Origin of the sequence: Bacteroides sp. AF34-31BH (assembly GCF_003602795.1) — a bacterium.
GTDB classification, from domain to species: domain Bacteria; phylum Bacteroidota; class Bacteroidia; order Bacteroidales; family Bacteroidaceae; genus Bacteroides; species Bacteroides uniformis.
This window is the reverse complement of record NZ_QTLV01000003.1, coordinates 409,911-431,930: the sequence shown is the minus strand read 5'-3', so window position 1 is coordinate 431,930 and position 22,020 is coordinate 409,911. Positions and strand designations below refer to the sequence as shown.

General features: G+C 48.8%; 24 protein-coding genes. 15 read left to right on the top strand and 9 right to left on the bottom strand.

Going from position 1 to position 22,020, the window contains the following annotated elements; all coding sequences use genetic code 11:
* Window positions 1-44: 44 nt before the first annotated feature.
* A complete protein-coding gene (locus DWZ67_RS07805; protein ID WP_005825143.1) occupies window positions 45-524 on the bottom strand; it encodes a regulatory protein RecX in 480 nt (159 codons plus the stop codon).
* Complete coding sequence (prmC, locus tag DWZ67_RS07800) at window positions 521-1,357, bottom strand: peptide chain release factor N(5)-glutamine methyltransferase (protein ID WP_120138517.1); 837 nt, start codon at window positions 1,355-1,357, stop codon at window positions 521-523. The genes DWZ67_RS07805 and prmC overlap by 4 nt, the downstream gene beginning before the upstream one ends.
* Before the next feature lie 74 nt (window positions 1,358-1,431).
* Here prmC and ribD point away from each other — a divergent pair, with 74 nt between their 5' ends.
* The 11 genes from ribD to DWZ67_RS07745 all read left to right on the top strand — a co-directional run bounded on the left by ribD (window position 1,432) and on the right by DWZ67_RS07745 (window position 13,255).
* On the top strand, window positions 1,432-2,487 hold the full coding sequence (ribD, locus tag DWZ67_RS07795) for a bifunctional diaminohydroxyphosphoribosylaminopyrimidine deaminase/5-amino-6-(5-phosphoribosylamino)uracil reductase RibD (protein WP_120138515.1): 1,056 nt from the start codon (window positions 1,432-1,434) through the stop codon (window positions 2,485-2,487).
* Window positions 2,488-2,621: 134 nt separating this feature from the next.
* Complete coding sequence (locus DWZ67_RS07790; protein WP_005834755.1) at window positions 2,622-3,986, top strand: DUF6242 domain-containing protein; 1,365 nt, start codon at window positions 2,622-2,624, stop codon at window positions 3,984-3,986.
* A gap of 5 nt (window positions 3,987-3,991) precedes the next feature.
* On the top strand, window positions 3,992-4,726 hold the full coding sequence (locus tag DWZ67_RS07785; RefSeq protein WP_005834753.1) for an isoprenyl transferase: 735 nt from the start codon (window positions 3,992-3,994) through the stop codon (window positions 4,724-4,726).
* 52 nt (window positions 4,727-4,778) lie between these two features.
* Window positions 4,779-7,418, top strand: a complete 2,640-nt coding sequence (bamA, locus tag DWZ67_RS07780) for an outer membrane protein assembly factor BamA (protein ID WP_005825149.1) — start codon at window positions 4,779-4,781, stop codon at window positions 7,416-7,418.
* A gap of 41 nt (window positions 7,419-7,459) precedes the next feature.
* Entirely contained in the window at window positions 7,460-7,975 is a 516-nt protein-coding gene (locus DWZ67_RS07775; RefSeq protein WP_044468779.1) for an OmpH family outer membrane protein, read from the top strand.
* Between the two features lie 128 nt (window positions 7,976-8,103).
* Window positions 8,104-8,610 (top strand): OmpH family outer membrane protein, encoded by a 507-nt coding sequence (locus tag DWZ67_RS07770; protein WP_005825151.1) that lies wholly within the window; start codon window positions 8,104-8,106, stop codon window positions 8,608-8,610.
* A 109-nt stretch (window positions 8,611-8,719) separates the two neighbouring features.
* Window positions 8,720-9,559, top strand: coding sequence for a glutamate racemase (gene murI, locus DWZ67_RS07765; protein ID WP_005825152.1), 840 nt, complete (start codon window positions 8,720-8,722; stop codon window positions 9,557-9,559).
* A 75-nt stretch (window positions 9,560-9,634) separates the two neighbouring features.
* Complete coding sequence (locus DWZ67_RS07760) at window positions 9,635-9,874, top strand: DUF2007-related protein (protein WP_005825154.1); 240 nt, start codon at window positions 9,635-9,637, stop codon at window positions 9,872-9,874.
* Complete coding sequence (gene proB, locus DWZ67_RS07755; RefSeq protein ID WP_035449862.1) at window positions 9,864-10,943, top strand: glutamate 5-kinase; 1,080 nt, start codon at window positions 9,864-9,866, stop codon at window positions 10,941-10,943. The genes DWZ67_RS07760 and proB overlap by 11 nt, the downstream gene beginning before the upstream one ends.
* A gap of 66 nt (window positions 10,944-11,009) precedes the next feature.
* A complete protein-coding gene (locus DWZ67_RS07750; protein ID WP_120138513.1) occupies window positions 11,010-12,257 on the top strand; it encodes a glutamate-5-semialdehyde dehydrogenase in 1,248 nt (415 codons plus the stop codon).
* A 44-nt stretch (window positions 12,258-12,301) separates the two neighbouring features.
* Entirely contained in the window at window positions 12,302-13,255 is a 954-nt protein-coding gene (locus tag DWZ67_RS07745) for an acetylornithine carbamoyltransferase (protein WP_120138511.1), read from the top strand.
* Between the two features lie 140 nt (window positions 13,256-13,395).
* Here DWZ67_RS07745 and DWZ67_RS07740 read toward each other — a convergent pair whose 3' ends face one another.
* From DWZ67_RS07740 to rpmH, 7 genes are all read right to left on the bottom strand, one after another.
* Complete coding sequence (locus DWZ67_RS07740) at window positions 13,396-13,782, bottom strand: rhodanese-like domain-containing protein (RefSeq protein ID WP_008662859.1); 387 nt, start codon at window positions 13,780-13,782, stop codon at window positions 13,396-13,398.
* A 13-nt stretch (window positions 13,783-13,795) separates the two neighbouring features.
* Window positions 13,796-14,464 (bottom strand): hypothetical protein, encoded by a 669-nt coding sequence (locus tag DWZ67_RS07735; protein ID WP_005834744.1) that lies wholly within the window; start codon window positions 14,462-14,464, stop codon window positions 13,796-13,798.
* A 4-nt stretch (window positions 14,465-14,468) separates the two neighbouring features.
* Window positions 14,469-15,626 (bottom strand): hypothetical protein, encoded by a 1,158-nt coding sequence (locus DWZ67_RS07730; RefSeq protein ID WP_005825164.1) that lies wholly within the window; start codon window positions 15,624-15,626, stop codon window positions 14,469-14,471.
* Window positions 15,627-15,638: 12 nt separating this feature from the next.
* Window positions 15,639-16,619: a D-alanine--D-alanine ligase gene (locus DWZ67_RS07725; protein WP_117749648.1), complete on the bottom strand. Its 981-nt coding sequence runs from the start codon at window positions 16,617-16,619 to the stop codon at window positions 15,639-15,641.
* Window positions 16,616-17,686, bottom strand: coding sequence for an RluA family pseudouridine synthase (locus tag DWZ67_RS07720; protein ID WP_120138509.1), 1,071 nt, complete (start codon window positions 17,684-17,686; stop codon window positions 16,616-16,618). The genes DWZ67_RS07725 and DWZ67_RS07720 overlap by 4 nt, the downstream gene beginning before the upstream one ends.
* A gap of 53 nt (window positions 17,687-17,739) precedes the next feature.
* Entirely contained in the window at window positions 17,740-18,387 is a 648-nt protein-coding gene (locus DWZ67_RS07715) for a PASTA domain-containing protein (RefSeq protein WP_034532686.1), read from the bottom strand.
* A 169-nt stretch (window positions 18,388-18,556) separates the two neighbouring features.
* The gene (gene rpmH / locus DWZ67_RS07710; RefSeq protein ID WP_004292199.1) at window positions 18,557-18,718 is read right to left on the bottom strand and encodes a 50S ribosomal protein L34; all 162 of its coding nucleotides are present in this window, start codon (window positions 18,716-18,718) and stop codon (window positions 18,557-18,559) included.
* Between the two features lie 194 nt (window positions 18,719-18,912).
* Here rpmH and efp point away from each other — a divergent pair, with 194 nt between their 5' ends.
* The 4 genes from efp (at window position 18,913) to DWZ67_RS07690 (ending at window position 21,993) form a co-directional block, all read left to right on the top strand.
* Window positions 18,913-19,479 carry an elongation factor P gene (gene efp / locus DWZ67_RS07705; RefSeq protein ID WP_005825176.1) on the top strand — a complete coding sequence of 189 codons (567 nt, stop codon included), beginning with the start codon at window positions 18,913-18,915 and terminating at the stop codon, window positions 19,477-19,479.
* A gap of 145 nt (window positions 19,480-19,624) precedes the next feature.
* Window positions 19,625-20,614, top strand: a complete 990-nt coding sequence (locus tag DWZ67_RS07700) for a glycosyltransferase (RefSeq protein ID WP_120138507.1) — start codon at window positions 19,625-19,627, stop codon at window positions 20,612-20,614.
* A 31-nt stretch (window positions 20,615-20,645) separates the two neighbouring features.
* Window positions 20,646-21,332 carry a RadC family protein gene (gene radC, locus DWZ67_RS07695; RefSeq protein WP_005825180.1) on the top strand — a complete coding sequence of 229 codons (687 nt, stop codon included), beginning with the start codon at window positions 20,646-20,648 and terminating at the stop codon, window positions 21,330-21,332.
* A 349-nt stretch (window positions 21,333-21,681) separates the two neighbouring features.
* Window positions 21,682-21,993 carry a metal-sulfur cluster assembly factor gene (locus DWZ67_RS07690; RefSeq protein WP_005824875.1) on the top strand — a complete coding sequence of 104 codons (312 nt, stop codon included), beginning with the start codon at window positions 21,682-21,684 and terminating at the stop codon, window positions 21,991-21,993.
* Window positions 21,994-22,020: the final 27 nt, after the last annotated feature.

The following is a 22,020-nucleotide window of genomic DNA, read 5'->3' as shown; positions in this document are numbered from 1 at the left end:
ATACGGAAACAGAATGAGAATAAAAAAGAGAAAGCCGATAATTTTCATTCGGAGTAGTCATTTTCCTCAGAAACCTCTATGCAACGACATATATCCTTCATTTCGAACCCCCTGCTCAAGGCAAAACGCACCAGTTTGCCATTCAACTCATACTCACTTTCGGCACGGACGCTTTTACGCTTTGCCGCCAGCAGTTTCTGCAAGACGGCGTGGTATTCCTCCTCATCAATCTCGTTCAAATAGGGCCAATAGACAGATGAAGATATCTTTTTCAACTGGAGCGCCTGCCCTATCTTCATCTTGCCCCATTTGGCAAAACGGTATTTGTCGTTGATGAAAGCACGGCAGAAGCGCTCTTCATCAATGTACTTCTCTTGTTCCAGACGGTTGATGATACGGTCTATGGCATCATAGGCAATGCCCCAGCGTTGCAGTTTCTCCGCAATCTCCGCCCGGCAATGCTCGGCAGTGGAGCAATATGCCGCCACTCTGTTCAAAGCTTCAGTTTCAGTTATTTCTATCATCGTTCTGCAATTACGTACCGGTCGTTGCCGGAAATATCTTTTCGGATACGGACATTCGTATAGCCTTGCTTGCGAAGCATCGAAGCGACAGCCTCTCCAAATGCCCGGTTGATTTCAAAATAGAGTCGGCCGCCGGCCGTCAGCATGCTCCGTCCCAGTTCACCTATGCGCCGATAGAAACGGAGCGGGTCGCTGTCTGGAACAAACAAAGCTCCCGAAGGTTCCCAGTTCAAGACATTTGGCTCCATGTCCTTCTTTTCTGTTTCCGTAACATAAGGCGGATTACTGACGATTACATCAAAGTACTCATCCTCAGTCGGTTGATACGTCAGGACATCACGCTGTACAAATTGTACGGAGGTCTGCAAAAGGCGGTTATTGTCGCCGGCTATGGCAAGAGCTTCTCCGGAAATGTCCCAAGCAGTTACTTCCGCTTCCGGCAACTCTTTAGACAAAGTGACGGCAATACACCCACTTCCAGTGCCAATGTCGAGAATACGGGAAGCCGGAGCGACTTCCTCCAGCATCCTCTCCACCAGTTCTTCCGTTTCGGGACGGGGAATAAGCACCCCCGGAGCCACCCGAAAAGTACGTCCCAGGAAACGGGCAGTACCCTGCACATACTGTATGGGCTCAAAATTGCACAGACGGAAAAGAATGCTTTCCAATTCCTTTTCATCCTTTGGAGATAAAATCATATCTTTGCCCAGGTAATAGTCAATATGACTCTGACCTAACATTTCACAGCAGACAATACGGGAAAGATTGGCTGCCTCCCGGGGAGGATAGCACTCCTGCAAAGCACTGCGGATATGTGAAACGGTTACATTCATTCGGAGTCCGGTTTTATTCGGGCTGCAAAAGTAATCATTAATTTTGATTATTCAACCAAAAGACAAGCAAGGATATGAATTCAGAAGAAGAGAAATATATGCTGCGATGTATCCAACTGGCACAAAACGGGCTATGCAATACAGCACCCAACCCGATGGTGGGAGCGGTAATAGTATGTGACGGGAAAATCATAGGCGAGGGATACCATGTGCGCTGTGGAGAAGCCCACGCCGAGGTCAACGCCATCCGTTCCGTGAAAGACACGTCCCTGCTGGAACGTTCCACCATCTATGTCAGCCTGGAACCGTGTTCGCACTATGGCAAAACTCCTCCTTGTGCAGACCTCATCATCGAGAAGCAGATTCCACGCATCGTCATCGGGTGCCGGGACCCTTTTTCTAAGGTTGCGGGCCGAGGCATACAGAAACTGAAGGATGCCGGACGTGAAGTTATTGTCGGAGTGCTGGAAACAGAATGTCGGCAGCTCATCCGCAGGTTCATCACTTTCCATACTTTGCGACGCCCCTACATCACCCTAAAATGGGCGGAATCTTCTGACAGATATATCGATTACTCCCGCACGGACGGTAAACCGGTTATCCTCTCCAGCCCGCTGACTTCGATGCTGGTACACAAGAAACGGGCAGAGCACAGTGCCATATTAGTAGGTACCCGTACGGCTGAACTGGACAATCCCGGCCTGAATGTCCGCCATTGGTATGGTCGTTCACCGGTACGTATCGTGCTGGACCGGCAACAAAAGCTATCCCCCAGCCTTCACCTATTTGACGGTAGCGTGCCGACCCTCGTTTTTACAGAAATCCCGCACGCTCCGCTACCGAATGTAGAATATCTGCCAGTCAGCGACTACCGGCAGAATATACTCCCCGAAATCATGGAAATGCTGTATACACGCGGATTACAATCCCTTTTGGTAGAGGGTGGCAGCCAAACGCTCCAATCCTTCATTGATGCCGGATTGTGGGACGAAATCTTTGTGGAAGAAGCTCCGCACCTTCTTCATTCCGGCGTCAAAGCACCCGAAATCAGTGACGGATATCCATTTGCAACAGAGTATTCTTTCGGCAGGAGTTTTCGCCATTATACGGCCTCAAGAAACAGTCAATAGCCTCATTTCAGGGCTTTTTTATCGAGAAAAAGGGGGATATTATCTATAATTTTATATAAAACTTCCCCGTAAAGCTGTTTATAGAAAAAAATGTTCCTATTTTTGCAACTTGTAAATAAACACTAACTTTCAAAATGAGAATAAAGTTTCTATCAGTAATTGTGAGTTTTCTTATTGTGTCATTTGCTCTAAGTTCATGCCTTGACTCTGACGACAATTATGAATTCAGCTCCGATGCTACTATACATGCTTTTGGTATCGATACCATACATGGCAAACATTACAAATTTACAATTGACCAGCTCAATAGGCTCATCTATAACAGAGATTCATTGCCCGTAGGTTCAGATACCATCATTGACCGTATTCTGATTGATACTATGACCGTTACCGGTTGGATAACTTCAGGCTCGCCTACCGACACGGTATTCGTCATGTCGGACTCCGTGGATTTGAGACCCGCCATGAACAACGATGCCGGCATGCTGTTCAAAGCACATGCCGCCGACGGTGTTACAGTCCGCGAATATAAATTGAAAGTTAATGTACACCTGCAAGACCCGGACTCACTCGTATGGACAGACATGCAGAAAAGGGGGAATATATTCTCCAATACCATCAATTTAGGTCAGCAAAAAGCGGTTGTACTGGGAGACGAACTATTTGTCTACACTTCCAACAGTACTGCTTACAAGACATCGACTGCGCCCGATAAATACAACTGGAGTAAAGTCAATGTCAGCAACCTCCCCTCAGACGTAAAGCTGACATCTGCCGTAGAGTATAACAATGCGCTCTATATGGTTACAGAAAGCAAAAGAGTATTCAGCTCTACCAACGGCGGCGCCTGGACAGAAGTCACTACATTGGGAGACAATGTCATAGTCCTCATCAATGGTTTCTCCGACCGGCTCTCGGGTATTGTGGAAATCAACGGAAAGCAATATTTCAACATCTGTAAAGACGGAAAGAATTGGGAAGCGGAAAACACGGCTGACAACCTTACCCTTGAGGAAGTCCCGGCAGGATTCCCTACCGAAAACATATCCACCACCCAGACCAACACCGGCAATGGTGTAGAGAAGGTGGTTCTGGCAGGAATGCCGCTGGCCAACGAACAAGAGACAATACCCTGGTTCTCATTGGACGGCAAAGGCTGGGCAAGCCTGGCTAACACGGTGTACGACACATCTTGTCCCGGCATGGTCAACCCTGCCATTATGTACTATGGCGACATGTTCTATTGCTTTGGAGGAGAACTTGACGCCATCTACAACTCCATCACAGGCATTGCGTGGAGCAAGACAGAAACCAAGTTCCTGCTACCCCAGGAATTCAAAGGGAAAGGCGCGTACTCCATTATAGTGGAACCGACGAAAGACAAAACTGTGGCCCCGGCAGACAAACGGGACTTCATTTGGGTGATATTCGGCGGCAACGGCACCAAAAATGAAGTATGGCGCGGACGTCTTAACAGATTGGGCTTCGAAATACAATAATAATGATGTCATATAAGGAAGAAATCGATCTAAACCGGATACCCCAGCACGTGGCGATTATCATGGACGGTAACGGACGGTGGGCCAAGCAGCGTGGACACGAACGCAGCTATGGACATCAGGCCGGCGCAGAGACTGTGCACGTCATTGCAGAGGAAGCCGCTAAATTAGGAGTCAGATACCTTACTTTATATACGTTCTCTACCGAGAACTGGAATCGTCCGTCGGACGAGGTAGCCGCCTTGATGGGACTGCTCTTCGACTCCATAGAGGAAGAGACGTTCATGAAGAACAATATCAGTTTCCGGGTAATAGGAGATATTGAAAAACTGCCTGCCAACGTACAGCAACGGCTCAACACTTGCGTGGCACACACCTCCCACAACACGGGAATGTGCCTGGTACTGGCATTGAGCTACTCTTCCCGCTGGGAAATAACGGAAGCTGCCCGGCAAATAGCCGACCTGGTACAGAAAGGTGAGCTGAAACCCGAACAAATCGACAGTGAGCTCATATCCCGTCATCTGACAACCCACTTCATGCCCGACCCCGACCTGCTGATACGTACCGGAGGAGAGCTCCGCCTCAGTAACTACATGCTCTGGCAATGCGCCTATTCGGAACTTTATTTCTGTGATACCTATTGGCCCGACTTCCGTGAAGAGGAGCTACGCAAAGCCATATGTGACTATCAGAAACGCGAACGCAGGTTCGGCAAGACCAGCGAGCAAATCAATTAATCACCGGACACACAAATAGTAAATAGTAAATTGTAAAATAGTAAATAAAAAGATGCACTATCGTATTTTCTCCATACTCGTAACGTTTGTCTGCCTTTTCGGCTGCGCACTGACAACAGCAGCACAGGACGTAAACAACACCGATGAAACCGAAAAGCCGGTTATACTCTATTCGGGAACACCCAAGAAGTATGAAATAGCCGACATTAAGGTCGAAGGAGCCCAGAACTATGAGGATTATGTAATTGTCGGATTGTCCGGACTATCCAAAGGGCAGACTATCACCGTGCCGGGTGACGAGATTACACAAGCTTGTAAGCGCTACTGGCGCCACGGTCTGTTCTCTGACGTGGAAATTACAGCAGACAAGATTGAAGGCGACCAAATTTGGCTGACCATTCATCTGACCATGCGTCCGCGTGTTTCCGACATACGCTACAACGGTGTGAAGAAGTCAGAGCGTGAAGACCTGGAAAGCAGAATCGGCATGATAAAGGGCGGTCAGATTACACCTAATCTGGTGGACCGCGCCAAGACCTTGATAAAGCGCTATTTTGACGACAAGGGCTTCAAGAATGCAGATGTAATCATCACCCAACGTGATGATCCGGAAAAGAAGAATGAAGTGATTGTCAACATCGACATCGACAAGAAGGAGAAAGTGAAAGTACATCAAATCACCATTGTAGGCAACGAGGCCCTCACGACCAAGAAGCTGAAGCGTGTGATGAAGAAAACAAACGAAAAGGGCAAGTTGCTCAATCTGTTCCGCACCAAGAAATTCATTGAGGACAACTACGAAGCGGACAAACAGCTGATTATCGACAAATACAACGAACTGGGTTATCGTGACGCCATCATCGTGACAGACAGTATCAAGCCCTACGATGACCGCACGGTAGACATCTTCATGCAGATTGAGGAAGGACAGAAATACTATCTCCGCAATGTAACCTGGGTAGGTAACACACTGTATCCTTCCGAACAACTGAACTTCCTCCTCCAGATGAAGAAGGGTGATGTCTACAACCAAAAGTTACTTGAAGAGCGTACAATGACCGATGACGATGCCATCGGTAACCTTTACTACAACAACGGTTATCTGTTCTACAGCCTCGAACCGGTGGAAGTAAACATCGTGGGCGACTCCATCGACCTGGAAATGCGTATCTACGAAGGCCGCCAGGCTACCATCAATAAAGTCAGCATCAACGGTAACGACCGTTTGTATGAAAACGTAGTACGCCGTGAACTCCGTACCCGTCCGGGCGAACTCTTCAGCCGTGAAGACCTGATGCGTTCCATGCGTGAAATCCAGCAGATGGGACACTTCGACCCCGAACAAATCCAGCCCGACATCCAGCCGAGACCGGAAGACGGCACGGTAGACATCGGTTATGACCTTGTATCCAAAGCCAACGACCAGGTAGAGTTCTCCGCCGGTTGGGGACAAACGGGTATTATCGGTAAGTTAAGTCTGAAGTTCACCAATTTCTCTCTGTCCAACCTGCTGCATCCGGGTGAGAACTACCGCGGTATCCTCCCGCAAGGTGACGGTCAGACATTGACCATCAGCGGACAGACCAATGCCAAATACTATCAGTCATACAGCGTTTCATTCTACGACCCGTGGTTTGGCGGTAAACGCCCGAATGCGTTCTCCGTATCGGCTTTCTATTCCCGCCAGACCGACATCAGTAGCCGTTATTACAATTCGGCCTACATGAACAGCTATTACAACAGCTATTATAGTGGTATGTATGGCTACGGTATGTACAACTACGGCAATTACAACAACTACGAGAATTATTACGACCCGGACAAATCTATCCAGATGTATGGTCTTGCTGTGATGTTCGGTAAGCGCTTGAAGTGGCCGGATGACTACTTCCAGTTCACAGCCGAGTTGTCTTACCAACGTTATGTTCTGAGTGACTGGCAGTACTTCCCGGTTACCAACGGTAAGTGTAATAACCTCAGCCTCAACCTGACCTTGTCCCGTAGCTCTATCGACAACCCGATTTATCCGCGCCAAGGTTCCGAGTTCTCGTTGTCTGCACAAATCACACCGCCTTTCTCTCTGTTCGACGGTACCGATTACAGCAAGTACAGCACCAGCAGCCAGGAAGACATGAACAAGATGCACAAGTGGATTGAATACCACAAGTGGAAATTCAAATCCAAAGTCTACATCCCGTTGATGGACCCGATTACCGTCAAACGTACTCCGGTGCTGATGGGACGTGTAGAATTCGGTTTGCTGGGACACTACAACAAATACAAAAAGTCTCCGTTCGAAACGTTTGACGTGGGTGGTGACGGTATGACCGGCTACTCCAGCTATGCTACAGAAAGTATCGCCCTCCGTGGTTATGAGAACAGCTCATTGACTCCATACGGTTCTGAAGGTTATGCCTATACACGTCTCGGACTGGAATTAAGATATCCTTTGATGCTCGAAACAAGTACCAGTATTTATGCGTTAACGTTTGTGGAAGCCGGTAATGCATGGCATGATGTCAATAAGTTCAACCCGTTCGAATTGAAACGTTCAGCCGGTGTCGGTGTCCGCATCTTCCTCCCGATGATTGGTATGATGGGTATCGACTGGGCTTACGGTTTCGACAAAATAATGGGTTCCTCGCAATATGGCGGTAGCCAGTTCCACTTCATCCTGGGACAGGAATTCTAAGCAATGGACAATTGATAATTGACAATTAATGCAGTATCGTTATGAAGAAGAGTTTATTGATCCTTTTTACGCTGTTTGCAGTAAGTATAACAGCCAATGCACAGAAGTTCGCCTTGATTGACATGGAATATATCCTGGAAAATATTCCTGCCTACGAACGTGCCAATGAACAACTGGAGCAAGCCTCCAGACAATGGCAGAGTGAAGTCGAAAAGATTTCCGAAGAAGCCAAGACTCTGTACAAGAACTATCAGTCTCAGATTGCTTCCCTTTCTGAAACACAGAGAGGTAAAAAGGAAGAAGAGATTGTCGCTAAAGAGAAATCAGCAGCCGAACTGCGCCGCAAATACTTCGGTCCGGAAGGCGAACTGTATAAAAAACGTGAAAGTCTGATGCAACCCATTCAAGATGAAATATACAATGCTGTAAAGGAAATTGCGACACAGAACGGATATGCGGTAGTTGTAGACCGTGCTTCCGCATCAAGTATCATTTTTGCCTCGCCGAGTATTGACGTCAGCAATGAAGTACTTGCAAAACTGGGATATTCAAATTAATTTCATACATTTGTTTCAGAATATAGACTGCATTCAAGATTAAAAATAAGCTTGCTTATTTTGTATTGCGTTCAGTTTGCGCTATATTTGCCCCCGACGAATAATCATTCAAATAAATAATAAACATTATGCTTAAAAAAATCGCACTACTCGTAGTTATGTTCGCCCTCCCACTGGGAGCTATGGCGCAAGCTAAATTCGCTCACATGAATTCTCAAGATGTAATCGCTGTTATGCCTGAATTTACCAAAGCCCAAGCTGACTTGGACGCCATGTCTAAAAAATACCAGGATGAAATGCAGCGTACCAACGAAGAATTCCAGAAGAAGTATCAGGAATTCCTGGCACAAGCCGACTCTCTGCCGAAAAACATTGCAGAAAGACGTCAGAAAGAGCTGCAGGATATGGCTCAACGCCAAGAGCAGTTCCAACAAGAAGCTTATCAAAGTATGCAGAAAGCACAGCAAGATGCTATGGCTCCCATCTATCAGAAACTGGACGAAGCCATCCAGGCTGTCGGCAAGGCTGAAGGCGTGGTCTATATCTTCGACTTGGCCCGTACCCCGATACCATTCGTAGGAGCACAGAGCGTTGATGTAACTGCCAAAGTTAAAACGCAATTGGGCATTAAATAATAGAATTATCTATGATAGAGCAAGCGCGGATAGTTTTATCCGCGCTTATTTTTTATACATTACTGAGAAATTTGCATTATCTTTGCATGGTACATAGTCTTTAGAAAGCATGAAACAGACATTACCTTCTGCAGCCGGTCCCATCGGAATATTCGATTCCGGATATGGCGGACTGACCATCCTGAGCAAGATACGGGAAGCCCTTCCCCAATATGATTACATTTATCTGGGCGACAACGCGCGCGCGCCTTACGGAACCCGCTCGTTCGAGATTGTCTATGAGTTCACCTTGCAGGCAGTCACCAAACTGTTCGAGATGGGTTGTCACCTCGTCATTCTGGCATGCAATACAGCTTCGGCAAAAGCTCTGCGCAACATACAAATGAATGATTTGCCTCGCCTCGACCCTATGCGCCGTGTGTTGGGAGTAATTCGCCCAACCGTAGAATGCATAGGGAACATTACCCAAAGCCGCCATGTGGGAGTGCTTGCCACGGCAGGAACCATCAAGTCTGAATCCTATCCGCTGGAAGTGCATAAACTCTTCCCCGACATCAAAGTGAGCGGTGAAGCCTGCCCTCTATGGGTATCCCTCGTAGAAAACAATGAGGCACAAGGTGAGGGTACTGACTACTTCATACGCAAAAACATCGGCAACCTGCTGGCCAAAGACACGCAGATAGACACCGTCATTCTGGGCTGCACGCACTTCCCGTTGCTGCTGCCCAAGATACAGCAATACATGCCCGACGGCATCACGACCGTCACCCAAGGGGAACTGGTGGCAGACAGCCTGAAAGACTATCTTCACCGCCATCCGGAAATGGACAAAAAATGTACCAAAGGTGGAAGATGCGTCTACCGCACCACGGAATCGGAGGAGAAATTCACAGAATCGGCTTCTACTTTCCTGAATGAATCGATAAGAGTTGAGAGGATTGAACTATAAATTCGTCAGCATTAAACATTAAAACAAAAACATTTGTTATATTTGTAAGACAGAAACCTCTAAATTCATACCATCATGAAAGAAGAAGACAAAAGCAAACTCGTTGAGGTGTTCACCGGTTCACCGTGGGAAGCAGAACTCGTAAAGAGCCTGCTGGGAAATAGTGATATTGAAGCTGTAACAAAAGACGGAATGGTAGTAAACGTTGTACTGCCTGCCACTGCGGTAGATGTTTCCGTTCTCGTCAATGAGAAGGACTACGAAGCCGCCATGGAAGTAGTCCGTGAATACGAAAAGAGAGAAAATGGAGATTGATTTCAATAGAATTGCTGTCAAGGTAGGCAGCAATGTTTTGACACGTCGTGACGGCACTCTCGACGTCACCCGCATGTCCGCTTTGGTGGACCAGATAGCCGAGCTGCACAAGGCCGGCATAGAAATAATACTTGTTTCTTCCGGAGCCGTTGCTTCGGGACGTAGTGAAGTGCGCCCCACCAAGAAGTTGGACAGCGTAGACCAGCGCCAGCTCTTTTCCGCTGTAGGGCAGGCCAAACTCATCAACCGCTACTACGAGCTGTTCCGGGAGCATGGCATCCCCGTGGGACAAGTGCTCACAATGAAAGAGAACTTTTCCACCCGCCGCCATTACCTCAACCAGAAAAACTGTATGACCGTAATGCTGGAGAACGGCGTCATTCCTATTGTCAATGAGAACGACACCATCTCCGTGAGCGAACTGATGTTCACCGACAACGATGAGCTGTCCGGCCTGATAGCCTCCATGATGGATGCCCAGGCACTAATCATTCTCAGCAATATAGACGGCATCTACAACGGTTCACCCGCCGACCCGGAGTCTCAAGTCATCCGTGAAATAGAACAAGGCAAAGACCTCTCCTCCTACATACAAACTTCCAAGTCCAGCTTCGGACGCGGCGGCATGCTGACAAAAACCAACATTGCCCGCAAAGTGGCGGATGAGGGCATCACAGTAATCATAGCCAACGGGAAGCGGGACAACATCCTCGTGAAAATAATGAATAATGAAGAATTAAACTATACCCGTTTCATTCCGTCTCCGGAACCGGTATCGAGCATCAAGAAATGGATTGCGCACAGCGAAGGGTTTGCCAAAGGCGAACTGCACATCAATCATTGTGCCACCGAACTGCTCTTCTCGGACAAAGCAGTAAGCATCCTACCGGTAGGCATCACTGACGTTATAGGCGAGTTCGAGAAGGACGACATCGTACGGATTATCGACTTCGGCGGTAAACCCATCGGTGTGGGAAAAGCCAACTGTGACTCCAGCCAGGCACGGGAAACAATGGGAAAACATGGAAAGAAACCCGTAGTGCACTACGACTACCTATATATAGAATAGGCCACAGACGGATACTATCCACGATATTCATACTTGCATATTTATCACTCTATACTCAGTAAGAAAATGAACTTAAACAAAACTTTTGTCGCCGTACAAGATGCCAGCCGTAACATGCTAGCGTTGAGCGACAAAGAAATCAACCAAATATTACTGGCTGTTGCAGACGCTGCCATAAACAAAACAGCCTTCATTCTGAGTGAAAACCAGAAGGATTTGGAACGTATGCCTTCTACCGACCCTAAATACGACCGCCTGAAACTGACAAAAAGCCGTTTGCAGGACATCGCTGCGGACATCCGCAACGTAGCCGCCCTCCCTTCTCCTTTGGGAAAAGTCCTTAAAGAGAACGTATTACCCAACGGATTGAAGATAAAAAGGGTCAGTGTACCTTTCGGTGTCATAGGCATTATCTACGAAGCCCGTCCCAACGTCAGTTTCGATGTATTCTCACTCTGCCTTAAAAGCGGCAATGCCTGTATTCTGAAAGGCGGAAGCGATGCAGACTATTCCAACCGTGCCATAATCAGCGTGATACACGAGGTACTGGAGCATTTCAACGTAGATACACATATCGTGGAACTGCTTCCTGCCGACAGAGAGGCGACTGCCGAACTACTGCATGCCAACGATTATGTAGATTTGATAATTCCGCGCGGCAGCAGCAGCCTGATAAACTTCGTACGCCAGAATGCCACAGTACCGGTTATAGAGACAGGTGCCGGCGTATGCCATACGTTCTTCGACCGCTATGGCGATATAAGCATAGCTCCATCTATCATTGCCAATGCAAAGACACGCCGGGTCAGTGTATGCAACGCTTTGGATTGCCTAATTATCGAAGCCGACAGCCTGGCTAATTTGCCCGACCTATGCCTGCCGCTGCAATCAAGCAATGTAGAGATATTTGCCGATGAACCCGCCTACCACAGTCTGCGTGACAAATATCCCGTCGAGCTGTTGAGACTTGCCACTGAAGACTGCTACGGCAGAGAGTTCCTGGACTACAAGATGGCCATTAAAACCGTGAATTCTTTCCAGGAAGCATTGGCACATATCCGGAAGTACGGTTCCAAACATAGCGAATGCATCATTACGGACGACAAGACACGTGCCGAATGGTTCTGCCGGGAAGTGGACGCCGCTTGCGTATACGTCAATGCACCGACCTCTTTCACCGACGGCGCACAATTCGGACTCGGTGCCGAGATCGGCATCAGCACACAGAAGCTGCACGCCCGCGGTCCGATGGCTCTGGAAGAAATCACCACATACAAATGGATTGTCGAAGGTTCCGGACAGACCAGACCTTGACAGCCGAATAACAAAGATATAGATACACTAAAAAGACTGTAAATATGAAGAACTTTACTTGCGTGCAGGACATCGGTAACCTGAAGTCTGCACTGGACGAAGCATTCGAGATTAAAAAAGACCGTTTCAAATATGTGGAACTGGGACGTAACAAAACGCTGATGATGATTTTCTTCAACTCCAGCCTGCGTACCCGCCTCAGTACACAGAAGGCTGCATTGAATCTGGGCATGAACGTAATTGTACTGGACATCAACCAGGGAGCCTGGAAACTGGAGACAGAGCGTGGTGTCATCATGGACGGTGACAAACCGGAACACTTACTGGAAGCCATTCCCGTGATGGGCTGCTATTGCGACGTCATCGGCGTACGTTCTTTTGCACGCTTCGAAAATAAGGAAGACGATTACAACGAAGTGATACTGGAGCAGTTCATCAAGCATTCCGGCCGGCCGGTATTCTCCATGGAGGCTGCCACACGCCATCCGCTGCAGAGTTTTGCCGACCTGATAACCATTGAGGAATATAAGAAGACGGCACGCCCCAAAGTAGTGATGACATGGGCTCCACATCCGCGTCCATTGCCCCAGGCTGTCCCCAACTCCTTTGCCGAATGGATGAATGCAACTGATTATGACTTTGTGATTACACATCCTGAAGGTTATGAACTCGACCCCAAGTTCGTAGGAAATGCCCGCGTAGAATATGACCAGATGAAAGCTTTTGAAGGAGCCGATTTTGTCTATGCCAAGAACTGGGCGGCCTATACGGGCGACAACTACGGACAAATATTGAGCAAAGACCGCACCTGGACAGTAGGCGAGCGCCAGATGGCCGTTACCAACAATGCCTACTTCATGCACTGCCTGCCGGTTCGACGCAACATGATTGTGACGGATGATGTGATAGAAAGCTCGCAGTCCATCGTAATCCCCGAAGCGGCCAACCGGGAGATTTCAGCAACAGTGGTGCTGAAGAGACTGCTTGAAAGCCTCTAACCAGAGAACAAGACTACTTTATTCTTTTTAGGCGCGGATTACGCGGAAAACGCGGATTCTTTTCTTAAATTTTTCCGTGAAATCCGCGTAATCCGCGCCTAAAAAGAAGTTATAGCAAATGCATTTCAGCTGCACCGCTATTACTTTTCCACTTCCTTGCCCGCTTCTTCCCAACCGATGAAACCTTTGTCAAGGTCATAGATTATATATCCTTTTTTGCTCAGTATGGCAGCGGCCTTTTTACTACGCTTACCACTACGACAATATACAGCAACCGGTTTGTCCTTCTGCAAAGTGGAGTCGGCCATCGTTTCAAACGACTCATCCAGCACATTGATATTGATACTATGGGGCACGTGTCCTTCCGAGTATTCGGCAACAGTACGCACATCCAGAAGCTGCACCTCCGGATTGGCTATCAATGTGGAAAAGTCATCTACCGAAACAGACTTGAACTGTCCCTCCTTCTGCTGGCAGGAAAAGAGGGTGGTAAAAACGAGGCAAAGGCCCGCGAACAATGTCTTCATCGAATATTTCATTTTAGTCAGGGTTATAAACAAAATCGTAAGTCTTGATGTCACCGGAATAAGTGTGCACACTGAAATGAACCATAACCTTCTGTATACCCTCTGCCGCATACTGCCGCAAAGGTACGGAAGCGTAGGCACGCCTGGTATAAGACACCACCTCCTCCTTTGCGTCATGATACAGCGTCAGATATACTTCACTACACCCGGTAGCAGTATCCACAATCACTTCATCCTCAATAAAATGGAACTTATGTTCACCATTCTCCTTGACTATCAGTGTCATATTGAGATAGTCGAGTCCCATCCAGATACCCAGTACATCAGTAGGGTCTGTCTTGACGCCCTCCTCGAACTTGTCGACCGTTTGGGGAACGACAGAAAGAACACCGCTCAAGGCATACAGCACCGCACCGGCAGTTCCATCGGCAGTTACCTCCGAAGCATAATTACTGATGACACGTACCGAGGCGTTTGCCTCTATGTTCGTCTTTGTCTTGTCCTCCACTACCGGCAAGGTTTCCCCTTCATCCGTCACAACAGACCGCAGATAGCCGTCAGCCCCCGAAAAGGCAGTCAAGAATTCCAACTTCACGGAAGGATAATGATAATCATCATCGCCACAACCAGCCAACAGACAGGCCAACAAAGGCAAAAGCCACCAATCACAGTACTTCTTCATGTATTCATTCTTTTATAGCCGCCAGATAATTCTTCAACGGGTTGGCATACATCAGCAGCATTTTTCCGCGCAGAAAGTCCACGTCCTTATTAGGAATGGAGATACGCTCCAACTGTTGTTCTATATAGGCCGTGAAGCGCTGCTTATCCTCGGCAGTGTAATGGTCGGAAAAATCCTCCTTCCCCTCGAGAAGGTCGTGTGCCACATAATTATTGGGATACATCCGGTAGCTGGCATGAATGCGTTTGTCTATCAGTGCAGACATGCGTGCAAAGAGTTCGGGCTTCGGAAGTGAACGGTCCATCTTCGCCAATTCATCATTCATGCAGGCACCCGTCTGGAAATGTACCCGCCCTTTATAGCCGAACAGTCCGGTCTGCATATTCAGCAAGTCGTCAGCCGTCGTTTTCTTATAGCCTTCAATGTCCCGTTTCAGTTGGAACTCCTGCGCTTTCAGGAAGTCGCAAGGGTCGTATTCATAGGAAATGGCAAGCGGAGCTATATTCATTTCCATTAAGCGGTCAATGACGTCGCCTTCACCGCCTATTGCCAGCATCTTCAGCACACTGTCCTGCGTGCGGTCGTTGGAATCCTTGGCACGCCCTTCACGTTGTGCAATCCAGATAGACTGTTTCTTCTCACTGATGGTATAATGCATATAGCGGGACATGCGTGCGGAAGCCTCCAGCATCTGGCGCATGGTCAACGCACGCAGCACGATGAAGGACTTGTTGACACGCACGAATTTCTTAATCCACGGATAGACAAGCAGGTTGTCGCCAATGGCTATCTCTACCGTATCCATACCCTGGTCTACCAAAAGAATGGACAAGAAACCGGAATCGAGAATAATGTCGCGATGATTGGAGATATAGGTATACGCCGCCGACTTGTCTGCCGGCAACGCGGTATGGTCCAAAGTCAATCCATCCGTAGCCTCCTTCGCCAATTTCCACAGAAGCCCATAGCAGAAGGTCTTCTGAAATTCCAGCTTGGTTTTACACGCGCGCATTTTCTGCGACCAGACTTCAAAAGGTACACCAGGCATCACAGTATCCACTGCCTGCCGGAACGCCGCATCGGCAATCAGTTCCTCATAGACTTGAGGAAGTTCCTCATCATGATAAGGACGGATTTCATCAAATTCCACGTTCGCATTCATAATGAATAATGATTAATCCTTAAACTTGTTTTCTATAATATCTGTCATTACATCCTTCATCTCCATTCCGGCAGCACGAACCTGCTGGGGAATAAAGCTGGTGGCAGTCATTCCGGGGGTGGTATTCACCTCCAGCAGATTGATTTTTTCCCCTTCGGTAATGATATAGTCCACACGGATAATGCCGTAGGCCCCGAGTATATCATAAATGGCAGAAGTCAGCGTCTGCACCCGGCGGGTCAAATCGTCCGAGATACGGGCGGGAGTAATCTCGTCAGACGCACCATTATACTTAGCTTCATAATCGAAGTACTCGTTGTAGCTCACCACCTCCGTAATGGGGAACACTACGGACTTGTCTTTTGTTTTGTAACAGCCGCAGGTAATCTCGGTTCCGTCCATAAAGGCCTCCACCACTACTTCCTGCGCTTCCGCAAATGCCTTGGTTATGGCAGGCTGTATCTGCTCTTTCGCCGTCACCTTGGTCACGCCGAAGCTGGAACCTCCCAAGCTGGGCTTAATGAAACAAGGCAGGCCGATTTTCTCCATCACATCTTCATCCGTTACCGACTGTCCGCCGCGCAGCAACAACGATTCGGCAATGCGCACACCGAAACCTTTCAGATACTGGTTGCAGGCAAACTTATCGTACGTGAGCGACGCTGCCAGTACTCCGCAACACGAATAAGGGATGTGGAGCATATCAAAATAGCCCTGCAGACGGCCGTCCTCACCCGGAGTTCCGTGGATGGTGATATAGGCAAAGTCGAATGTCACTTTCTCGCCATCCAGCACGAAGCTGAAGTCATTGCGGTCTACCGGAGCCTTAGCGCCGTCGGGCAGCTGTACATGCCAGTCCAGTCCGTGCATTTCTACAATATATAAGGTATACTTCTCCTTGTCGATGAAGGAGTAAATCCCCTGTGCACTACGCAGGGAGACGTGGAATTCGGAGGTATCTCCTCCGGCTACAATAGCAATCGTGCGTTTCATTCTAATTCTCTGTTACTGATATAGCCTCTCCATTTGTCTATCAGCCGGGTCATGTCATCGGGCAATTCCGAAGTGAAGTACATTTCTTCTCCGGTGACGGGATGCACAAACCCCAGCGTCATGGCATGCAATGCCTGCCGCGGACAAGTGTCGAAGCAGTTGTTTACAAATTGTTTGTATTTGGCAAAATGGGTTCCTTTCAGGATTTCGTGTCCGCCGTAACGTTCGTCGTTGAAAAGTATGTGTCCGATGTGCTTCATGTGCACACGGATTTGATGGGTGCGTCCCGTTTCAAGGATACATTCCACGAGTGTGACGTATCCCAAACGTTCGAGCACCCGGTAATGGGTGACGGCATGCTTTCCCTGGTCGTCGGGGAGGACGGTCATCTGCATGCGGTCTCTGGGATTACGACCGATATTGCCGACAACGGTCCCTTCATCCTGTTCCACATTTCCCCAGACCAGCGCCTGGTAACGGCGTTTTGTCGTCTTGTTGAAGAACTGGTTGCCGAGATTCGTCTTGGCATCCGGAGTCTTGGCTATCACCAGCAGGCCGGAGGTGTCCTTGTCGATGCGGTGCACCAGTCCCACATGCGGGTCATTGGCATCATAATCGGGATTATCCTTCATATGCCAGGCTATGGCGTTGACAAGCGTACCGTGATAGTTGCCATGACCGGGGTGCACCACCAGACCGGCAGGTTTGTTCACTACCATCAGATACTTGTCCTCATATACTATATCAAGGGGGATGTCTTCGGGGATGACTTCATTCTCATAGCGTGGACGGTCCATCATCACAGTGATTACATCCATCGGCTTCACCTTATAGCTGCTTTTCACAGCCTTGCCGTTCGCCATCACGAAGCCTGCATCGGCAGCCTTCTGGATGCGATTACGCGAGGAGTTCGTCAAGCGGTCGAACAGATACTTGTCCACCCGCATCATCTCCTGCCCCTTGTCCACCACCACACGGAAGTGTTCATAGAGTTGCGCCTCGTCACCCACCGGCTCTACGTCGTCCAGCTCATCATTATCTATATCATCCGGCAATTCTTCTATCATCACGGCATTTACAATTTGACTATTTACAATTTACGATTGGAGTCAGATGTTTATCAGAACCAGGACTCATCTGCCGCGGAGTCTTCGGACAACACGGGTTCAACGGTACCTCCCACAGAATCCACTCCCAGGGAGTCTGCCTGCAAGGCGCCTCCATCTCCCACCATCAGCGTCAGCACTGCACCGGCGGGCACTTTCTCGCCGATGGAAAGCTGACGGCCCTTATACTTCACGCCATACACCCAGTCCTTCTCTCCCGGAATATACTGTATCTCGGCCAGCTTGAAGCCCGAAGCCAGAATACGCGCTTCCGCCTGCCGCAGCGAACTGTTGTCCGCCACATCGGGTACTATGTGCAGAGGGACTTCAATCGTATTGATTGTAAGATAGATGGTACGTCCTTCCTTTACCTTTTGTCCGGCTGCCGGATTATATTCGAGGATGCAGCCGGCAGGAAGAGTCTTGACATAACTGGAATCCGAAACGATGCAGACCAAGCCGCGGTTACGGAACATTTTCTCGGCTTCCTCCACTCCCATGCCCTTCACATCGGGCACTATCACAGCCTCGCCGTGGCGGGTATATATATCCAGTCCTTTCAGCACTCCGAACAGCAATCCCACTACCACAACGGCCATCGCAAGTATGTTCGCCCAGAAGAACCGGTTCTGCCGGAAAGAGAAAAAATCTTTTATTGTCATAATCGATAATGCATTATTTGGGACAAAGATACAATTTTCACCACATAGTACACGGAGTTGGCAATAGTTTTTTCCGGAGAAGCGGGCACAATACATAAGAAAAGCTGCAAAAGACCAGAATCAGTCTTTTGCAGCTCCCTTATTTCTTTAATACGAACGAGAACGACTATTATGCCTTTACTCCGTTGTATTCGTCAGAAACAGTCAGTTTCTTTCTGCCTTTAGCACGACGTGCTGCCAATACTCTGCGGCCGTTTGCTGTAGCCATTCTCTCACGGAAACCGTGTTTGTTCTTTCTCTTTCTGTTCGAGGGTTGAAATGTTCTTTTCATTACTGTATCTTGTTTTATGTTATTATTCTCACGAATTCGGGCTGCAAAAATAGATACTTTTTTCAAATAAACCAAGAGATAACTCATTTTCTCTCAAAAGTTTTTGTGTTTTTTACCGAATTCCATTACTTTTGCACCCGCAAACCAGCACTAACGAAGTAAATACCAATATAATAATATTAAAGACTATAAGTATGATTAATGCCCAAGACATTAAAATCGGAACTTGCATCCGTATGGACGGCAAGCTGTATTTCTGTATCGACTTCCTGCATGTAAAGCCGGGAAAAGGTAATACTTTCATGCGCACCAAGCTGAAAGACGTGGTGAACGGTTACGTTCTGGAACGCCGTTTCAACATCGGTGAGAAACTGGAAGACGTACGTGTAGAACGTCGTCCCCACCAATACCTCTATCATGACGGTGACAACTACCAATTCATGAACCAGGAGACTTTTGACCAAATTCCCATCGCCCACGACCTCATCAACGGTGTTGACTTCTTGCTCGAAGGAATGATAGTAGACGTGGTATCAGACGCTTCCACAGAAACCGTGCTCTATGCCGACGTGCCCATCAAGGTTCAGCAGAAGATTACCTATACGGAACCGGGACTGAAAGGCGACACAGCCACCAACACGCTGAAGCCCGCCACAGTAGAATCCGGCGCCACAGTCCGCGTCCCCTTGTTCATCAACGAAGGCGAGACTATCGAAATCGATACGCGCGACGGTTCTTACGTAAGCCGCGTAAAAGCATAAGCCCTTTTGGAAATCAGGCAAATGCCCTTTTCATATCATCCCCGGTGCTCCACTTGGCATCCGGGGATTTTTCTTTCCATTTATTCATCTGCAAAGCTTAAATGATATATCTTTGCGGAGATAACCAAAACATAGAGCCATACCCATGAGATACTCCGTCATCATCCCCGTATACAACCGCCCCGATGAGGTAGACGAACTGCTGCAAAGCCTGACGCGGCAAAGTTTCAAGGATTTTGAAGTGATTGTGGTGGAGGACGGCTCCTCCATCCCCTGCAAGCCGGTCACAGAGAAGTATCAGGAACTATTGGACGTGCATTACTATGACAAGCCCAACTCCGGCCCCGGGCAGACCCGTAACTACGGGGTGGAACGAAGCAAGGGCGAATACCTGATAATACTGGATTCGGACTGCATCCTGCCCGAAGGTTATTTCCTTGCTGTGGAAGAAGAGCTGCAGCACGAAGCCGCCGATGCCTTCGGAGGCCCCGACCGCGCGCACGAATCATTCACAAACATACAGAAAGCCATCAACTACTCCATGACCTCCTTCTTCACCACCGGCGGTATCCGTGGGGGGAAGAAGAAGATGGACAAGTTCTATCCGCGCAGCTTCAACATGGGTGTGCGGCGGGAAGTGTACCAAGCCCTGGGCGGATTCTCGCGGATGCGCTTCGGGGAGGACATCGACTTCAGCATCCGAATCTTCAAGGGAGGATATACATGCCGGCTGTTCCCCGGTGCCTGGGTATACCACAAGCGACGGACAGACTTCCGAAAATTCTTCAAGCAGGTACACAATTCCGGGATTGCCCGCATCAATCTGTACAAGAAGTATCCGGAATCACTGAAGCTCGTCCACCTGCTGCCGGCCGCATTTACCCTGGGAGTGGCCATATTCCTGCTGGGAACGCTCTTCTGTCCGTACAGCCTGCTGCCCATCGCTCTTTATGCGCTTCTGGTATGCATCGATTCCACTATCCGGAACCGTAGCCTCAGCATCGGGCTCTACTCCGTTGCCGCCTCCTTCATCCAGCTCATCGGATACGGGACGGGGTTCCTGCGCGCCTGGTGGAACCGCTGCATACTTGGCAAGGACGAGTTCGAGGCGTTCAAAAAGAACTTTTACAAATAAGGAGGATTAGGGGTTAAGGATTAGGGATGATATGGAGAAACTGAATATCAACCAGTGGGCTGCAGAGGACCGCCCGCGGGAAAAGATGATGCAGAAAGGAGCGGAAGCCTTGAGCGATGCCGAACTGCTAGCCATCCTCATCGGCTCCGGCAATACGGAAGAAACCGCCGTGACACTGATGCAGCGCATACTCGCCGCCTGCGGCAACGACCTCAACCGCCTGGGCAAATGGGAGGTGCGGGATTTCTCCCGATTCAAAGGCATGGGCCCCGCCAAAAGCATCACCGTCATGGCATCCCTGGAACTGGGCAAACGCCGCAAGCTGCAGGAACGCTCCGGACGTACCGCCATCCGCTCTTCCGCCGACATCTACGAGCTGTTCCATCCCCTGCTCTGCGACCTTGCCACAGAAGAATTCTGGGTACTGCTTATGAACCACGCCGCCAAAGTGATAGACAAGGTACGCATCAGCCGCGGCGGCATCGACCAGACCACCGCCGACGTGCGCAGCATCCTGCGCGAAGCCCTGCTGCAACGCGCCACACAGATAGCCCTTATCCACAACCATCCCTCCGGCAACCCGCACCCCAGTAACGACGACCAGCGGCTGACGGAACTCGTGAGGAAAGCCGCCCAAACCATGAACATACACCTGACCGACCACGTCATCGTCACGGACGGAAGCCATTACAGCTTCAACGACGAAGGATTGCTATAAATAATCCAAGTTACGGACATACTATACGAAAGACAAAAGCGGTCATAACACTAACTATCAGCACATTGTATTTACCTGCTATTTACCAGCCAATGTAAAAGCCGTTACCGCGGTATGTAAAAGCCGTTACCCTATATTGTAACGCCCTTTACCCCATATTGTAAAGACCTTTACCGCCTATTGTAAAAGGAGTTTCCCCAGGGGTAAAGGGAGTTCCCCCAGCGGGTGAAGCGTGTTTCCCCACCGTCAAACCCTTTCTGAAGTAATGAAAAGGAGGGCGTTCCTTTGCATTTTCAATTAAATTCCATAGCTTTGTTCTTTGAAAACCTATATATAAAACCCTACGAATATGACCAAATTTGAAATAGAAGAGAAAATAGTCTCCATGCTCAAGACCGTATTCGACCCGGAAATACCGGTAAATGTATACGACCTGGGACTGATTTACAAAATAGACGTCTCCGACCAGGGAGAAGCCTCCATCGACATGACGCTGACTGCCCCCAACTGTCCGGCAGCCGACTTCATCATGGAAGATGTGCGCCAGAAGGTGGAATCCATCGACGGCGTAACCTCCGCCACCATCAATCTCGTTTTCGAACCCGAGTGGGACAAGGACATGATGAGCGAAGAAGCGAAACTGGAGCTGGGATTCCTTTAAATCAGTTGAAAGTTCAAAGTTGAAAAT

Coding starts and splice junctions, on each gene's coding strand:
- prmC (WP_120138517.1), bottom strand. CDS start 1,357: ATGAATGTAACCGTTTCACATATCCGCAGTGCTTTGCAGGAGTGCTAT.
- DWZ67_RS07760 (WP_005825154.1), top strand. CDS start 9,635: ATGAAAGAAGAAGACAAAAGCAAACTCGTTGAGGTGTTCACCGGTTCA.
- DWZ67_RS07690 (WP_005824875.1), top strand. CDS start 21,682: ATGACCAAATTTGAAATAGAAGAGAAAATAGTCTCCATGCTCAAGACC.
- DWZ67_RS07775 (WP_044468779.1), top strand. CDS start 7,460: ATGAAGAAGAGTTTATTGATCCTTTTTACGCTGTTTGCAGTAAGTATA.
- DWZ67_RS07700 (WP_120138507.1), top strand. CDS start 19,625: ATGAGATACTCCGTCATCATCCCCGTATACAACCGCCCCGATGAGGTA.
- DWZ67_RS07785 (WP_005834753.1), top strand. CDS start 3,992: ATGTCATATAAGGAAGAAATCGATCTAAACCGGATACCCCAGCACGTG.
- rpmH (WP_004292199.1), bottom strand. CDS start 18,718: ATGAAAAGAACATTTCAACCCTCGAACAGAAAGAGAAAGAACAAACAC.
- DWZ67_RS07745 (WP_120138511.1), top strand. CDS start 12,302: ATGAAGAACTTTACTTGCGTGCAGGACATCGGTAACCTGAAGTCTGCA.
- bamA (WP_005825149.1), top strand. CDS start 4,779: ATGCACTATCGTATTTTCTCCATACTCGTAACGTTTGTCTGCCTTTTC.
- efp (WP_005825176.1), top strand. CDS start 18,913: ATGATTAATGCCCAAGACATTAAAATCGGAACTTGCATCCGTATGGAC.
- DWZ67_RS07725 (WP_117749648.1), bottom strand. CDS start 16,619: ATGAAACGCACGATTGCTATTGTAGCCGGAGGAGATACCTCCGAATTC.
- DWZ67_RS07720 (WP_120138509.1), bottom strand. CDS start 17,686: ATGATAGAAGAATTGCCGGATGATATAGATAATGATGAGCTGGACGAC.
- DWZ67_RS07735 (WP_005834744.1), bottom strand. CDS start 14,464: ATGAAGAAGTACTGTGATTGGTGGCTTTTGCCTTTGTTGGCCTGTCTG.
- murI (WP_005825152.1), top strand. CDS start 8,720: ATGAAACAGACATTACCTTCTGCAGCCGGTCCCATCGGAATATTCGAT.
- DWZ67_RS07790 (WP_005834755.1), top strand. CDS start 2,622: ATGAGAATAAAGTTTCTATCAGTAATTGTGAGTTTTCTTATTGTGTCA.
- DWZ67_RS07730 (WP_005825164.1), bottom strand. CDS start 15,626: ATGAATGCGAACGTGGAATTTGATGAAATCCGTCCTTATCATGATGAG.
- radC (WP_005825180.1), top strand. CDS start 20,646: ATGGAGAAACTGAATATCAACCAGTGGGCTGCAGAGGACCGCCCGCGG.
- DWZ67_RS07770 (WP_005825151.1), top strand. CDS start 8,104: ATGCTTAAAAAAATCGCACTACTCGTAGTTATGTTCGCCCTCCCACTG.
- ribD (WP_120138515.1), top strand. CDS start 1,432: ATGAATTCAGAAGAAGAGAAATATATGCTGCGATGTATCCAACTGGCA.
- DWZ67_RS07750 (WP_120138513.1), top strand. CDS start 11,010: ATGAACTTAAACAAAACTTTTGTCGCCGTACAAGATGCCAGCCGTAAC.
- proB (WP_035449862.1), top strand. CDS start 9,864: ATGGAGATTGATTTCAATAGAATTGCTGTCAAGGTAGGCAGCAATGTT.
- DWZ67_RS07715 (WP_034532686.1), bottom strand. CDS start 18,387: ATGACAATAAAAGATTTTTTCTCTTTCCGGCAGAACCGGTTCTTCTGG.
- DWZ67_RS07740 (WP_008662859.1), bottom strand. CDS start 13,782: ATGAAGACATTGTTCGCGGGCCTTTGCCTCGTTTTTACCACCCTCTTT.
- DWZ67_RS07805 (WP_005825143.1), bottom strand. CDS start 524: ATGATAGAAATAACTGAAACTGAAGCTTTGAACAGAGTGGCGGCATAT.